The organism is Marinococcus salis (assembly GCF_054971365.1).
Window position 1 is genome coordinate 171,714 of record NZ_JBQOJB010000001.1, and the last position, 15,771, is coordinate 187,484.

Sequence of the window (15,771 nt, forward strand, 5' to 3'; positions counted from 1 at the left end):
TTTCATTACGCACCCGGCGTATCCTCGAGGTCATCTACCCGTTTCTCCAGATACTCGGTATCCTTGCGGGCGTTGAATTTTTCGGCTTTTTCCACCTTTACGCTGATATTGTAATCCGGGATCTTTGCAAACTGCTCGTAGCGTCCTTTTGGCAGCAGGAAGTTACCTTCTGGAAAATGAACGCCCAGGTTGCCCGGAGCCATATCAGCCATGCGTACCCGGCCCTGGAACACACCATACCGGTTGTACAGCACCACCGCTTCGCCGTCCGTGAGACGGTTGTCTCTGGCATCCGCTTCATTCATCAGCACATCGTACCGCTCTGCGCCGTTGATCGGATCGGTCGTTTTGTACACCATTGAATTAAACTGCTTGCCCCGCCGGGTCGTGAGGTAAAAGTCTCCCGGCTGCCGGTTTAAATCCGGGATTTCGACCGGGATCAGATTGCCGCGGCCGTCCGGTGTCGGGCAGACGCCGCCTTCGCACAGCCACGCACCACCCCACTGGAACACGTCACCCTGCTTTTTCAAATGCTGGACACCGTCGTAGTTCGGGTTTGCCTTCGCCATTTCCTCGCGCACCTCGTAGCCGTCCTTAAAATCAACCAGGTGGGCGGTTTCCGGCTTCACGCGTTTGGCGAGGTCAATGTAGATCTTCCATTCCGCGCGTGCTTCTTCGATTTTATTTTTGTTGCCTTCAATTTCCGGGGAAAAGTAAACCATCCGCTCGGTCGACGTTGATGTTCCGCCGTCCTCCTGCTCGTAGCGGGTTTTAGCCGGCAATACAATCACCGCTTCTTTCGCGTCCACAAGCGTCGACGTATTCAGGATAATGTCCTGATGAACGCGGACGTCAAGCTCCGAGAGCGCCTGTTCTACAAAGGCCGGATCCGGCATCGTCTCAAGGAAATTCCCGCCGGACAAATAGTACATTTTGATTTTACGTTCGTGATCTTGTGGGAGCATAATATTTTCAAGCGTCACGCCGACCACATCGCCCTGCCATTTCGGCACCTCAAAACCCCATAGCTTCTCAATCCGTTCGATGTTACCGCCCTTAAAGTCACCGCCCGGAAGCACAAACGGGTCGGCACCCATTTCCCCGCTTCCCTGCACGCTCGAGTGGCCGCGAAACGGCATCAGGCCGCTGTACTGGCGTCCGAGAAAACCTCGCAAAAGCGCGAGATTAGCCACCTGCGAAATGTTGTCGGTCGCAAAGGAATGCATCGTCAGCCCGAGGGCCCAGGCGAACACCGCATTTTTGCTGCGGGCGAGCAGGTCGGAAAGCTCAATGATCCGCTCCTGCGTTACCCCGGAGGACGCCGTAATTTCCTCCCAGGACTGGGCTGCGACCTGCTGCTTCAGCTCCTCATAGCCATTCACGTGCTCGTCGACGAAGGAATGATTGATCGCGGAACCCGGTGCCTCTTCCTCCATATCGAACCAGTGCTTCATGATGCCGTGCATAAACGCAATGTCGCCGCCGATATTAATCTGGTAAAAATCATCCGCCACCTTGGTTCCGAAAAGTGCCGATTCCGGATTCGACGGAATCCAGTACTCATCCATCGACGGCTCGCGGTACGGATTGATGACGATTATTTTTGTCCCCTTTTTCTTCGCTTCCAGCATGTACTTAGTGGAGACCGGGGAGCTGTTGGACGCCACGCTCCCCCAGAACATCAGCACGTCGGTGCCGATCCAGTCCTGATAGTTGGCTGTCGATGCTCCGACGCCGACGGAGCGCTTGAGCGCCGTCTTGCTCGGCGAGTGGCAGATTCTCGACGCGTTGTCGATATGGTTCGCTCCGAGAAACCGGGAAACCTTGGCAGCCACGTAATAGGATTCGTTCGTAATACCGCGAGATGTCAGGTAAAACGCATACTGCTTCGGATCCAGTGCTTTCATTTTATCCGCAATCGTATCCATGGCCTCATCCCAGCTGAGCCGGGAAAATTTGCGCTCCCCCTTGCGGCGGATCATTGGATACGGCACGCGGCCAAGCTCACGCAGTTCAGTGCTCGAGTATTCACGCAGCTCATCAATATCCTTATTTAAAATCTCGTCCTCCACTGCGGGCATCGTATTCAGCCGCAGGACGTTCAGCCGTGTCGTACAGATGTGCGGCCCGCTGAGCGTCTGGTCATACAGCCCGGAGACCCCGAGCGCGCAGCCGTCACAGACGCCCTTTGTAATAATATTTTTGGCGTAGCCGAGGTTGTCCTTATTATTCCAGGCAATCTTCATCGTATCCCGGATATGCTTTGGCTTTACTTTGCCGAGCCCGAACGGAATCGGGCTTACCCAGTGCTCCGGCGCCGGCATTTTTGCTTTTTTCATTGGTCCCTGATGCTTTGTCTCTCCCATAACTGACCACTCCTCTATATGTAATAATAAAAAAACCACTTCACGCCCCGGAGCCTGAATCGCCCGGAGCGCAAAGCGGTTGAGTCTTTTGCAGGGTCGCTGCGAAGTGCCTAACCGGCTGTATGTTTAAGTAAATTTCTCCTGAATGTTGTCACTGAATACAAAGATCGACATGCCAAAGTCCTTTTCGATATCAATATCCACATACAAATCGACGAACGTGCTGCCGAGGAATTCCTCCATCTCCACCGGATGGTTCTTTTTGTACATGTCCTTGACCATCTCGGTCCGGGCCGCCCGCAGCATCTGTTCCCCGTTGTCCGCGGCGGCAATAAACTTTTCCACCGGCGACAGATTGCCCTCCATCTCACAGATGGCCCAGTGCTTGCAGAAGGTCGTGCTGATTTTGCCCGGGCCCTTGCCCATATGCCGTTTGCGAAATGCTTTGACCAGGTTGCTGAACTCAGCTTCGTATTTGTTCATTTTTTTCACCTTTACTATATTAAGCTCTCTAAATTTTATGCCCGGCGGCCGGAAAAATCAACTCGAAAGTCTCTCTTTTTTGGCCGGCTCAGCGTTTGCCTGCTTCAGCTGGCGGATGTCGACCCGGATCAGCAGGGATACGAGAAGTGCGACGATAAACATGCTGCCAAAAATCGAAAGCGTGAGCGCGTAGCTCTCGGTGACGCTGCGGATCCAGGAGGCCAGCAGCGGTCCGGCAAGCCCGGCAGCCGCCCAGGCAGTCAGCACGTAGCCGTGAATGGCGCCCAGCTGCTTGGTGCCAAAGATATCGCCGATGTAGGCCGGGATGGAAGCAAAGCCTCCACCGTAGCACGTCATGATCAAAAACAGTGCCAGCTGGAACAGGAGTGCCACAGTCAGGTTCGGCAGCGCAAAGAAAGTGACAATCTGGATCAGGAAAAACGCCGTGTAAACATTCGGGCGACCGAGATAGTCGGAAATGCTCGCCCAGGCAATCCGGCCCGCGCCGTTGAAAAAGCCCATCAGACCAACTGTCGTTGCCGCGGCGGCCGCCGACAGCCCGGCAATTTCCTGAGCCATCGGGGAAGCGACCGATAAAATCGCAATTCCGCACGTCACGTTAATGAACAGCATCACCCACAGGTACCAGAAGCGGCGCGTCTTGACTGCTTCATTCGCCGTCAGCTGTGCCAGGTCCGGCTTCTGTTTTCCGGCAGCTGCGTATTCCTTCATGTAGCCCTCCGGCGGACGCTCGAGATACAGCGCCGAGCTCATCATCACCGTGAAATACACGGCCCCCAAAATGAAAAACGTCCATGGAATACCGGCGCCTTCAATGAGAGACGCCATCACCGGGCTTGCGATCATGGCTGCAAAGCCAAATCCCATAATGGCAAGGCCGGTCGCGAGCCCCCGGCGGTCCGGGAACCATTTCACAAGCGTCGACACCGGCGTAATGTAGCCGATGCCAAGGCCGATCCCGCCAAGTATTCCGTACGTTATGTACAACAGCCACAGGGACTCCAGCATCGTCGCCGCCCCGGATCCGATCATGCCGAAGCCGAAAAAGCTCGCGGCCACCATTCCCGACACCCGCGGCCCGTGCTTTTCAACGAAATGGCCCATAAAGGCAGCCGAAAGCCCCAGAAACAGAATCGCAATACTAAATGTCAGCGACACCGCGCTTAAATTCCAGCCATACGTGTTAATGAGCGGATTGGTGAAGACACTCCAGGCGTAGACCGAGCCGATGGAAATATGAATCCCGACAGCCGCGAGCGCAATCAGCCAGCGGTTTTTTGTTTTACTCATCTTTCTCACTCCCCAATATGTAATAAAAAAAAGCGCCGCCTGTGCCGCCGGGAGAAAAATTCCCAGACGAAAACAGAACGACGCTTAGCTTCAGGCAGGACCTCTGCCGAAATACTAATGTAATCGTTTCCAAGATTATACTCATTTAAAACCGCCAACAGGACCGCTGCCACGGTGTTTAAATGTTACAGCTTTATGAACATCTTTATCATAGCTGTTTTTGGGCTGAATTACAATTGTTTTTTCTGATCGTTTACGTTTTCGCTTCACTCCCCCGCACGCGCGGCGCCCGGTACGCCATCAGCGCAATTCCCATGGCGACTACGACGAGTGCACTTCCGGCCCAGGAGGTGGCTGCGACGACGGATTGTTCCACGACGATGCCGCCGAGAATGGAACCAATCGCAATACCGACCTGGAGCGCCGACGTGTTGACGCTCTGCTGGATATCCGACGTTTCCGGGGCGACTGCAATCAGATAGCTCTGCTGCGCCGGGGCGATCGACCAGCTGAGAATACCCCAGATGATGACAGCTGCGATAAAGAGAGCCATCGAGTTTGTCGCAAATGGCAGGATGAATAGGATCACCGCAAACGATGCGATGAACGTAAGCGACATTTTTTTGGAGCCGAACTGGTCGGTCAGCCAGCCGCCGACGCCTCCGCCGGAGACCGCAGCGGCACCGAAGATGAAGAACATGGCGCTGATCCAGAACGAGTTCAGCCCCATCGTCTCCTGCATAAACGGGTTAAAGTAGCCGTACAGCGTGTAGTGGCCCGCAAGCACGAGCAGCGTCACACTGTGAATGCCGACGATCTTGATATCCTTGAGCGAGCGGATCTGCTGGCCGACCGTGACCACCTGCTCTGGCTGCATGCGCGGCAGAAAGCGGACCATGAGCGCACCGATCAGCATCGTGAGCACTGCGATCATGACAAAGATGATCCGCCAGCCAAACGCCTCGCCGATAAGCACGCCGAGCGGCACCCCGAGCACGAGCGCCGAGCTCACGCCCATCGTGACGAGTCCGATGCTGCGGGAGCGGTATTTGGCTTCCACAAGCTTCGGCGCCATCGTGAGTGCGAGCACGATAATGAGAGCGGCGCTGGCCGCTGTCACAAACCGGGCGGTCATCAGCACCGCAAACGTCGGAGCAAAGCTTGCACCGATATTCGCGATGGCAAACACCGCAAGCGCCCACATGTAGACGGTTTTTCTCTCTACGTTGGACGTAAATGACAAAAGCAGCGGCCCTGCCACCGCAAACACGAGGGCAAAAATTGTAATCAGCTGTCCCGCAATCGCAATAGAAACCCCTAAATCGTCCGAAATGAGCGGAAGAATGCCGCTGATAATCAGCTCGACCATGCCGACGATAAACGCCGACACCGCCAGTAAGTAAACACGTGAATTCATAACACAATGACCTCGAAAGACTGTTGCGTCTTCCGTCCCTTTCTATCCTAAAATCTTCTATTTCAGTCTAACATGAACATGACATTGAAAACGATATGCGGCCTGCACGAAAAAAGCAGCACCCGAACCGGGCCCTGCCTTCTCTCATTTATATCAGCTGCACATTTGGTGTCGTTTTTTCGTGATTCTGGTACTGCCTGGCCATAATGCCTTCCGGAGTAATTTCCCAATCGGTGATCGAAAGAACCAATTCGTGCCGAAAACCGGTCAAACGGCAGGAGGCAAGCTCCTCTATGTGTACCGGGCGTCCCTGCAGTTCCTCCAGCAGCTCGTACGTTTCCGGCTTCCACATCATATATTCATCGTAGAAAAAAGGAATAAGTAATCCTTCCTTTCGCTCCTTCGCCTGTTCGAAGTTAACAATTGCACTATCACGAAAAAGAGAGCCGATGTCTTCCCAACGATCCGAACGTATCTGAGCAGCAATGAATGTGTTTCTCATCAGTGACAACTCCTTTCCTCCATCTATTCCCAGAAGAAAGGAAATTTAGACATGAATGGTGAATGTTTTATGAGAAAAGCTTACTTCACTGCGGCTGAAACAGTTCCACGAGCAGCAGCGCCACCGCGCCCAGCATAGTTGCCTGGCTGCCGAATTCGGTAATAACGACTTTCGTCTGCTTGGCCTGCTGGGTGAGAGCGCGCTCCTGAATGGTCTGCCGGACCGGGCCGAGCACGTACTTTCCGGAGGCTGAGACCCCGCCGCCGATAATGATTTTGGTCGGGTTGATAATATGAATCAGATTAGTGAGCCCGATGCCGAGATATTCGCCGGTCTGACGGAGAATGTCGACTGCGAGCGGATCCCCCGCCTCAGCGGCGGCAAATATAATTTCTCCGCTCACACGCTCCAGATCGCCCTCGATTAATTCCCATATCTCGCTCTCGGGATAATTTTTTAAGCTTTCCACAGCCCGCTCCGCCACCGCCGGCCCGGAAGCGACTGTCTGCAGACAGCCATTGCTTCCGCACGCACAGCGGCGCCCGTGCACGTCAATTGCCATATGGCCAAGCTCCCCGGCGATATCGTATTCTCCGTGGTAGAGCTCCCCGTTGATCACAACACCCGACCCGATTCCGCGGCCAACGTTCACCGCCACCATGCTCGTCACATTTTCCCCGCTTCCAAACCAGGCTTCACCGAGTGCCATGGCACGCGCATCGTTTTCCACTTTAACAAGAAAGCCAAATTCCTTTTCCAGTTCTTCTTTAATCGGTATGTTTCGAAGATGCAGGTTCGGCGCAAACAACGAAGTTCCTGTCGAAATATCGACGACCCCGTGCATGGCCACGCCGATACCGATCACTTTATCCCGCATGAGCGGTATTTCATTCAGTAAATCATGGATCCCTTTTTTCACGACATTCAAAAACGCCGTTTCCTCCATCAGGTTAATGCTTGCCTTCAAGTGATGAATAACTGTGCCGGACAGGTCGGCAAGGCCGAACTCCACTTCTGTCGGACCGGCGTCGAGGCCGATAATATAAAAATCGCTGCTATTGATCACAAGCATCGTCGGCTTCCGGCCGCCCCGGGAATCGCCGAGACGGCTTTCTTTGACGATGCCCTGCTCGATCAGCTCACGCACGTTCGCGCTTACCGTCGGCGGCGTCAGATTTGTTTCTTTCGCAATCTGGGCACGTGAGATCGGGCCCTCGCTACGGATTTTATTTAAGACAATCGATTTATTAATGGACTTCATCCATTGAAAACTGCCGGTTTGCATAACTGTTTCCCCCGTTTCGCGGCCCCTGGTTCTTCTTCCACGTGCCCTGATGCAGTGCATAGAACCTGCGCGGATTCTCTATGTCCTATTCCCCGCGCAGACGCAGCTGAAAATGAAAAGGCTTGGTGTACAGCCGGTACGGCTCCAGCACATCCGGGCCGCAGCTGGCTGAACCCAGCCCGTGCTGCTGGTGGTCGAGCTGTACCGTCACATAGTCCGCTTTCACCAGTTCATGACGGTGACGGGCCTGTTCCATATTTTCCCGGGTATACTCCTGAATTGTAAAGTCAAAGCGCTCGCCGCGGGCCTCCGCCGTTAGCGATACCGCTCCCCCTTTAATAGTTACTTCGCGCACGTTGTGGCGGTTTCCGTTTTCCTGCGGAAAAATGTACGGCGTCATCAGCTCCGGCACCGGGGACGACCAGGAGCCGCGGCGCACCGACTGCCGGCTGTCGCGATAAGCCTCTCCCGGCCCCAGGCCGAGCCAGTCCACCTGCTGCATCGACTTAGGCACCGTCCATTCCATGCCGATCCGGGGCACTGTTTCCGGATAATCGCCGTGCGGCACCACAGAAACATCTATATCCACCGTCCCCGAGGGCGCAATAACATACGTCCAATCGACATTCATCCCCCACGCAAGCCCCGGGGGCGCGACGCTTTCCTGAACGGCCACATACACCACTTCGCCGTGTTCGGTCACTTCGACTTTGTTCGTCCGCGTAAGCAGATAATGGAGCCCGGACAATTTCCACGTGGTCTCCGATGGTACTGGCTTCCATTCCTTCTGCCCCCAGCGGTCATTATCAATCGGCGCCCGCCACAGATTCAGCTTCGGCCCGTGCTCGATCAGCGGCTCCCCGTTGTGCGTCCATGCGTTCATTCTGCCCGTCTGCCTGCAGAACGCGAGGTGCGTTATTTCCCCGGAAATAATCCATTCCGTGGGCGTCCTTGTCACCGTGAGCGCAGATGCACTGTCGCTTTCAACCGGCACATCACCCGGAAGCACTGCCTCCTGCAGCACGTGCTCGCTCCAGGCTACTTCGTGTCCGGCCGGTGCCCACGGCGTGTCTTCCTTCAGCGAGCATTCCACCGATAGAACTACCTCTTCGCCGGCTTCAGCTTCCACGGTTTCATAGGGAATACTGAGCAGCTGCGACGTGCGCGCCGGTACTTCAATACCGCGGAGCTCGCCTGCCTGAACGGTGGTGCCGTCGATTTTCACCTGCCAGTGCCACGCGAGGTGTTCCGTGCCGAGAAAATCATACTCATTCACGATTCGGTATTCCTCGTCGCTACCCGCTTCCACCCAGATCGGCTGGATGATTTTTTTGTATTCCCGGAGCGCCGGAGAAGGTGTGCGGTCCGGCATCAACAGACCGTCAATGACAAAGTTGCCGTCGTGCGGATATTCCCCGAAGTCGCCGCCGTAAGCGAAGTACTTTTTACCATCATCCGTGGTACTTAAAATGCCCTGGTCGATCCATTCCCAGACGAACCCGCCCTGAAGCCGGTCGTGGCGGCGGATCGTTTCCCAGTATTCCTTCAGCCCGCCCGGCCCGTTGCCCATAGCGTGCGCGTATTCACACAGAATGTGCGGTTTTTCATAATCCGTGTGTGCCCCGAGCTGGTCCATCACTTCGACGCTTGTGTACATGGTCGTAAACACGTCGGAGGCGGTTGGATCCTGGTCCGGCTGATTCCGTACCGCTGCTTCATTCATCAGCTGGCGTGTTTCGCCTTCATAGTGCACGAGACGCCCCGGGTCACGATCCTTCGCCCAGTCGGCCATTGCCTGGTGATTCGGGCCGAAGCCGGACTCATTGCCAAGCGACCACATGATTATCGACGGGTGGTTTTTGTCACGCTCAACCATCCGTACCATCCGGTCCAGATAGGCCTCTTTCCATTCCGGGTCCCGGCTGAGCCGGCTCCAGTCATTTATCACATCAAAGCCGTGGCACTCCAGGTCTGCTTCATCGATCACATACAGTCCGTAACGGTTACACAGGTCGTAAAAGGCCGGCGCGTTCGGATAATGCGCGGTGCGCACGGCGTTAATATTGTTCTGCTTCATTAATAGCACGTCTTCCTCCATGCGTGCTGCACTCACCGCCCGTCCGGTTTCCGGATCGTGGTCGTGGCGGTTTACGCCCTTCAGCGTAATCGGCACACCGTTCACGAGAAAGACGCCGCCCTTCAGTTCGACAGACCGGAAGCCAATGTCGTGGACAACCCGGTCCACCTCTTCTCCGCTGTCGTCTCGCACCACGAGCACGAGCTGGTATAGATACGGCGACTCCGCCGACCATTTGTTTGGATTCGCTACGTGCATATCCGCGCTTGCTCCCGAGCTGTCCGCCGGCAGCTGTGCCGTACCGATTTCTTCTGCCCCGTCATACAGATAGGCGTCGACCGTATAGGCTTCCTCCGCCCGGTTTGTGTGCACGTCTATCCGGCAGACCGCGTCCCGGTACTCCTCGTCGAGCATAGTACGAACGAAAAAGTCATTCACATAGACGGGCGGCTTCACCTGCACGGACACGTCGCGAAAAATGCCGCTCATCCACCACATGTCCTGGTCTTCGATGTAGCTGCCGTCCGACCACTGGTAGACCCGCACGGCGATATGATTGGTGCCGGCATTCACAAGCTCCGTCACATCAAATTCACCTGGCACCCGGCTGCCCTGGCTGTAGCCGACTAACCGGCCGTTCACCCAGACGTGAAAGGCGCTGTCGACGCCTTCAAAGGCCAAAAGCACCGTGTGGCCCTCCGGCACCTCCGCCAGTTCAAAGGTCCGCCGGTAGCTTCCGGTAGGATTTTCGGACGGAATGTTTGGCGGGTCCACCGGAAACGGATAAATCACGTTTGTGTAATGCGGACGCCCGTAGCCGTGCAGCTGCCAGTGCGACGGCACGGCGAGCGTATCCCAGTTTGCATCGGAAAAGTCCGGTGCATGAAAGCCTTCCGGTGCCTCCTCCGGCGACGGTGCATAGTGAAATTTCCAGTCACCGTTCAGCAGCGTGACGTTCCGTGCGCCTCCCGTGTCGCTCTGTGATACGAATGAGGCCCGGGCTGCCCGGCGGTTCCGCTCGAGCGTGGTTAAGTCTTCCCAATCTTTTTGCATAGCAATGCCTCCTACTTGGACTGTTTAATAATGGTAATTCCGCGCGGTGGGAGCGTGAGGGTTTCATGAATCGCTTCCCCGCTCACCAGGTTCGTTCCGGTCAGTTTCTTGGACGTCAGGCTCTGCTTTCGCTCGCTGAAGTTGGAGACAAACAGGTATTGATGGCTGTTGTTTTCGCGTTTTTGGACAGTCATACCATGCGGGAGCGGCACGTCCACCAGACGTTCAACCCCGCTCTCCCGCAGGACGGAGGCATAGAAATCATCGTAAAATGATTCCTCCGGGCGGGCGGCTATATAATACGCCTGCCCGCCCCCGTAACGGTTTCGGGTAAGTGCCGGCCGGCCGGCATAAAAATCGTCCCGGTACGCAGCCAGCACCTCCGCCCCTTCCGTGTGAATCAGGTCGCACAGCTCGGTGAGCGTGTATTCGCCCCCGAGCTCCGGCACGTCTGCCCGCTTAATCATGGTATTTTCTTCGCCGTCGCCGAGGCTGTCGATTTCCTCGGACCAGATGCCGAGCACCTCGCGGAGCGGGCCCCGAAATCCACCTAGAAAGCACAGGTCGTGTCCATCCACAATGCCGGACCAGTACGTGGTGATCAGCGTGCCGCCGTTTTTTACAAATTCGGTAATTTTCTCACCGACGCCTTCTCGCACCATGTACAGCATCGGGGCAACGAGCACCTTGTACGGCGACAGGTCTTTATCCATATCAATCACGTCCACCGGCACGCCCTGCTTCCAGAACGCCTTGTAATGGTCTTTCACAGTGGCTTCGTAATGAATGCCGCTGTTTCGCGGCCCCTGGGCGCCCTTGACTGCCCAGCGGTTTTCGGTATCAAAAATGACCGCCACTTCCGGCTGCACCGTCGTTCCCGCTAGCTCTCCCGCGGCTTCGAGCGCCCGGCCAAGCTCAGCGACTTCCCGGAACACCCTCGTCTCGCTATGGCCGGCGTGATCCACCACCGCGCCGTGAAATTTTTCGCTCGAGCCCCGGCTTTTCCGCCACTGAAAATACTGCACCGAGTCGGAGCCGTGGGCGACTGCCTGCAGGGATGAAAGCATATGCACCCCCGGCTTTTTCAGCTTGCTGAGCGGCTGCCAGTTGGTCGTGCTCGGCGTGCTTTCCATCAGGAAAAACGGCTGCCCGTCCTTCATCGCCCGGAACCAGTCATGGTTCATGCCGACCCAGGCAGCCAGGTCCGTGTCATCTTTCGTGTAATGCCACGTCGGGTACGAATCCCAGGAAATAAAATCGATCACTTTGGCGAATTTAGCATAATCCAGCTCGTCGAAGGCCTCCATGAAATTGGCGGTCGCCGGCAGCTTCGGGTTGGCCTTGCGGAACGGACGGAGCTCATGCTCGTAAAAATCAATCGTCTGGTCGGTAACAAACTGCTTCCAGTCCAGGTTCAGCCCGTGCACCATCGTTTCACCGTGCGGCGCCGGGGATTCAATTTGCTCCCAGGAGGAATACGTGTGGCTCCAGAACGTCGTCCACCAGTCATGGTTCAGCTGCTCGAGCGTGCCGTATTTGTTTTTCAGCCACTGCCGGAATGCTGCCTGGCAAAGCGGACAGTGGCATTCGCCGCCATATTCGTTTGAAATATGTAGCCCGATCACTGCCGGGTGATGGGCGTAGCGTTCGGCGAGGCGGGCGTTCATCTGTTCTGTCTTTTCCCGGTAGACCGGCGAGGTATAGCAGTGGTTGTGGCGCAGCCCGTGCAGGTTGCGCTGCCGGTGCTCATTTACCCGCAGCACCTCCGGAGACCTTTCCGACATCCATGCCGGCCGGGCGCCGCTCGGCGACGCGAGAAAGGCATAGATCCCGTTCGCCTCGAACTGCTCGAGAATACGGTCAAGCCAGCCGAACGTAAACGTCCCTTCCTCCGGCTCCAGGCTCGACCAGGAAAAGATGCCGACCGACATGACGTTGCAGTTGGCTTCCTTCATGAGCCGAATGTCGTCTTCAAGCTTGTCGGGATAATCGAGCCACTGCTCGGGGTTGTAGTCTGCCCCGTGCAGAAGCGTTCCCGGCGCCGGGAAGATGGACTCGTAGTCACGTTTCAATATATATCATCCTTTCAAAGCTGTGGTATTTCGGTTGCATTACGCTAACCTATTCCTTGACCGAGCCACCCAGGATCCCGGCAATAAACTGCTTCTGCAGGATCAGGAAGAACACCATGATCGGCACAACGGAAATGGCAGCCCCGAGCATAATCTGCCCGTAATCAATGTCTGACAGGCCGACAAGGCTCGACAGCGCCACCGGCAGCGTGTACATTTCCCCAGAGTTCAGCACCACAAGCGGCCAGATAAAGTTGTTCCACTGGAACATAAACAGGAAGATGGCGACAGCCGCGAGCGCCGGACGCATAGTCGGCAGCACAATTTTGAAAAAGATCCGGAATTCCCCAGCACCGTCCACCCGCGCTGCCTCCAATAGCGTCGTCGGGATCGCCTGCATGTTCTGGCGCATGAGAAAAATGGCGAACGGATACGCGAGCTGCGGCAGAATAACTGCCTGGTACGTGTTCAGCCAGTTGAGCTCCACGAAAATCCGGAACAACGGGATCAGCGTGACATGGTACGGAATCATCATCGACAGCAGCAGGATAAAAAAGATAGCGTCGCGTCCTTTAAATTTAAACTTCGCGAATGCATAGCCCGCCGCGCTGCATATGAGCAAGCTGAGCGCGGTAAACGTAATGGCGATAAACAGCGAGTTGAACACGACGCGCAAAATGCCGATGGACTCATTCAGGTTGATAAAGTTTTCGATCAGGTACGTGCCGGGAAGCAGCGACGGCGGAATGCCGAAGATTTCTCCCGACGGGTTGGTTGCCCCGATAACCATCCAGTAGAATGGAAAAATGGAAACGATGACGCCTACTGCAAGCAGAGCATACAGCACGATTTTTTTCGGCAGGTGTTTTTTTGGCGTATTAGCCGTTGAAGTACTCAATCCCGATCACTCCCAACTCTCAGCTGTATCCAGGACAATACAGCGATAATAATTACCAGCACATAGGCAATCGCCGACGAGGCGTAGCCAAAGTCAAAGTAGCGGAAGCCCTGGTCGTACAGGTACATAATGACCGTCAAGGTGCTGTTGTTCGGACCGCCGTTCGTTAAAATGTACGACTCGTCAAACAGCTGGAGTGTACCGATCGTAGAAAGCACCACCGTAAATAGAATGACCGGCTTCAGCTGCGGAAGGGTAATGTAGAAAAACTGGCGCACCTTGCCGGCGCCGTCGATGCTTGCGGACTCATACAGATCCTTGGAAACGTTCTGCAGACCCGCAAGCAGGATCACCATGTTGTAGCCCGTCCAGCGCCACGTAACGACGAGCATAATCGACACCTTCGCCCAGAACGGGTCGTTCAGCCAGGAGACTTTTTCCAGGCCAATCGTGGAAAGCACGTAGTTGACGATCCCGTAGTTGCTGTCCAGGAGAATGATAAACACGATCGATGCCGTAACAAGCGCCGTTACAGATGGAAGGAAAAAGGAAACCCGGAAAAAGCCGTTAAAGCGTATGAGTGCTGAATTGAGCATCACCGCAAGCAGAATCGCGAGCGTAATCATGATCGGCACCTGAATAATCAGGATCGTAAACGTGTTAATGAGCGACTGGTAAAACAGTCCGTCGTTAAAGAGCCGTATGTAGTTCTGGAAGCCGATAAAGCTCATTTCTCCCCCTTCACTAGCCTGGAAGCTTAATATAAAGGAAGAAATAACCGGGTAAACCGTAAAGACGGCAAACAGAAACACGGCCGGAAAAACGAGAATGTAAGGAAAGGTTTTCGGGGTGATCCATTTCTTTTTGGTTTTCGTCTTTTCTTCGGCGTGCTCCGAGTTGACGTTTTCCATGTTCGACATGTTGTACCTCCTTATAAAAATGGGAGAGCAGGCGCTCTCCCGTTCATTCGTTATTGTGATGTTTCCCGGCCGGTTTCACTGGCCAGCCGATCGACCACATTGCTCATAACATTGCTTGGATCGTTGCCCTCGAGAATGACCGAGGACTGCGCGTCCATGATCACATCTTCCGCCCGCGGGATATCGGAGTTGTAGACCGGAGGTTCAATGTTGTCGGTTGTATCAGCAAGCAGGCCGTAAACCGGCTCATTGTTAAAGTATTCCACCGGCTCTTCAAAGATCGGATCCTCATAGGTGCTGGTGAGCGACGGGAACAGCCCGTAATCTTCAAAGGCCTGAATTTGTACATCTTCATTGGTTGTAAAGTATTCGGCGAACGCATAGGCTGCATCCTGGTTTTCCGAAGACTCCAGTACCGCCAGGTTGGATCCGCCGGAGTTCGCTGCCTGCGGCGTGCCCTCTTCAAACGTCGGCAGTTCCATGACGCCCCACTGCCCGCTCATGTCCGGAGCCTGATCCATGATCGTGCCGCTGTACCAGGCGCCTGTCGGCACCGAAGCCACGTCGCCGTTTACAGTTGCCCCGACCATTGCATCCCAGGTGTTAGCGTTATAAATCAATTCCTTCTCACTCATTTCCGCCATCAGGTCCATCGCCGCCTGGGCTTCGTCCGTGTCGAGCTGGATTTCGCCGTCCTCGTTAAAGTAGTTGACCCCCTGCTGGTTCAAAAACACGCGGTACGGGGAATCATCGGAGGTCACCTGCACTGGCAGCATGAACGCATCCGTTTCTTCGACGACCTTTTCACCAGCAGCCACGTAGTCATCCCACGTTTCAATATCATCCGGATTCACCCCGGCTTCTTCAAACAGGTCCACCCGGTAGAATACACCGGCCGGGCCGATGTCCCACGGCATCGAAACAAAGTCGCCGTTTTCGTCCTGCGCGGCATCCACTTTAAATTCCGTGAATTTATCCGCATGCTCATCAAAGCCGTTTTCCGACAGGTTCATGAAGCCATCCGGAAATTGGGATTTGTAGTTTTCCAGCTGGGAGGACTCCAGGGATACAACGTCCGGCAGGCCGGAACCGCCGGAGCCAAGGCCAACCGTCAGCCGCTCGTACACGTCATCGGTCGAGCTGTCCTGGACTGTAATCTCCACGTCCGGATGCTCTTCCATAAACTGTTCGGCTGCCTGCTCCAGGGATGACGCTGCCACGTTCCACGACCATACTTCCACTTCGCCGCTCAGTTCACCGTCGCCGCCTCCGCCATCGCCGCCGCTGTCACCGCTTCCACCTCCGCAGTTGCCGCTGCATGCTGTTAACAGACCTACCGACGCTGCCCCCGCTACTGCCAATTTCCAATATGATGTTTTTGTCAAGG

The 15,771-nt window shown here is 55.4% G+C and carries 11 protein-coding genes; all 11 read right to left on the minus strand.

Translation table 11 applies throughout. The annotated features are described in order from the left end of the window. Nucleotides 1-5: 5 nt before the first annotated feature. Complete coding sequence (locus ACTTK6_RS00850) at nt 6-2,366, minus strand: FdhF/YdeP family oxidoreductase (RefSeq protein ID WP_462832354.1); 2,361 nt, start codon at nt 2,364-2,366, stop codon at nt 6-8. A 126-nt stretch (nt 2,367-2,492) separates the two neighbouring features. Further along, nucleotides 2,493-2,849: a Na-translocating system protein MpsC family protein gene (locus ACTTK6_RS00855; protein ID WP_462832355.1), complete on the minus strand. Its 357-nt coding sequence runs from the start codon at nt 2,847-2,849 to the stop codon at nt 2,493-2,495. A gap of 57 nt (nt 2,850-2,906) precedes the next feature. After that, on the minus strand, nt 2,907-4,160 hold the full coding sequence (locus ACTTK6_RS00860; RefSeq protein WP_462832356.1) for an L-lactate MFS transporter: 1,254 nt from the start codon (nt 4,158-4,160) through the stop codon (nt 2,907-2,909). Between the two features lie 253 nt (nt 4,161-4,413). Further along, nucleotides 4,414-5,577, minus strand: a complete 1,164-nt coding sequence (locus ACTTK6_RS00865; protein WP_462832357.1) for an MFS transporter — start codon at nt 5,575-5,577, stop codon at nt 4,414-4,416. 148 nt (nt 5,578-5,725) lie between these two features. Then, nucleotides 5,726-6,079, minus strand: coding sequence for a hypothetical protein (locus ACTTK6_RS00870; protein ID WP_094907605.1), 354 nt, complete (start codon nt 6,077-6,079; stop codon nt 5,726-5,728). Between the two features lie 85 nt (nt 6,080-6,164). After that, nucleotides 6,165-7,364 (minus strand): ROK family transcriptional regulator, encoded by a 1,200-nt coding sequence (locus tag ACTTK6_RS00875; RefSeq protein ID WP_462832358.1) that lies wholly within the window; start codon nt 7,362-7,364, stop codon nt 6,165-6,167. A gap of 85 nt (nt 7,365-7,449) precedes the next feature. Next, complete coding sequence (locus ACTTK6_RS00880; RefSeq protein ID WP_462832359.1) at nt 7,450-10,494, minus strand: glycoside hydrolase family 2 TIM barrel-domain containing protein; 3,045 nt, start codon at nt 10,492-10,494, stop codon at nt 7,450-7,452. Between the two features lie 11 nt (nt 10,495-10,505). Beyond that, complete coding sequence (locus tag ACTTK6_RS00885; protein ID WP_462832360.1) at nt 10,506-12,566, minus strand: beta-galactosidase; 2,061 nt, start codon at nt 12,564-12,566, stop codon at nt 10,506-10,508. Between the two features lie 49 nt (nt 12,567-12,615). Further along, on the minus strand, nt 12,616-13,464 hold the full coding sequence (locus tag ACTTK6_RS00890) for a carbohydrate ABC transporter permease (protein WP_244897344.1): 849 nt from the start codon (nt 13,462-13,464) through the stop codon (nt 12,616-12,618). Beyond that, nucleotides 13,461-14,375, minus strand: a complete 915-nt coding sequence (locus ACTTK6_RS00895; protein ID WP_462832481.1) for a carbohydrate ABC transporter permease — start codon at nt 14,373-14,375, stop codon at nt 13,461-13,463. Before ACTTK6_RS00895 ends, ACTTK6_RS00890 begins: the two co-directional genes overlap by 4 nt. A gap of 59 nt (nt 14,376-14,434) precedes the next feature. Further along, nucleotides 14,435-15,769 (minus strand): ABC transporter substrate-binding protein, encoded by a 1,335-nt coding sequence (locus ACTTK6_RS00900; protein WP_462832361.1) that lies wholly within the window; start codon nt 15,767-15,769, stop codon nt 14,435-14,437. Nucleotides 15,770-15,771 lie beyond the last annotated feature (2 nt).

Coding starts and splice junctions, on each gene's coding strand:
- ACTTK6_RS00850 (WP_462832354.1), bottom strand. CDS start 2,366: ATGGGAGAGACAAAGCATCAGGGACCAATGAAAAAAGCAAAAATGCCG.
- ACTTK6_RS00855 (WP_462832355.1), bottom strand. CDS start 2,849: ATGAACAAATACGAAGCTGAGTTCAGCAACCTGGTCAAAGCATTTCGC.
- ACTTK6_RS00860 (WP_462832356.1), bottom strand. CDS start 4,160: ATGAGTAAAACAAAAAACCGCTGGCTGATTGCGCTCGCGGCTGTCGGG.
- ACTTK6_RS00865 (WP_462832357.1), bottom strand. CDS start 5,577: ATGAATTCACGTGTTTACTTACTGGCGGTGTCGGCGTTTATCGTCGGC.
- ACTTK6_RS00870 (WP_094907605.1), bottom strand. CDS start 6,079: ATGAGAAACACATTCATTGCTGCTCAGATACGTTCGGATCGTTGGGAA.
- ACTTK6_RS00875 (WP_462832358.1), bottom strand. CDS start 7,364: ATGCAAACCGGCAGTTTTCAATGGATGAAGTCCATTAATAAATCGATT.
- ACTTK6_RS00880 (WP_462832359.1), bottom strand. CDS start 10,494: ATGCAAAAAGATTGGGAAGACTTAACCACGCTCGAGCGGAACCGCCGG.
- ACTTK6_RS00895 (WP_462832481.1), bottom strand. CDS start 14,375: ATGGAAAACGTCAACTCGGAGCACGCCGAAGAAAAGACGAAAACCAAA.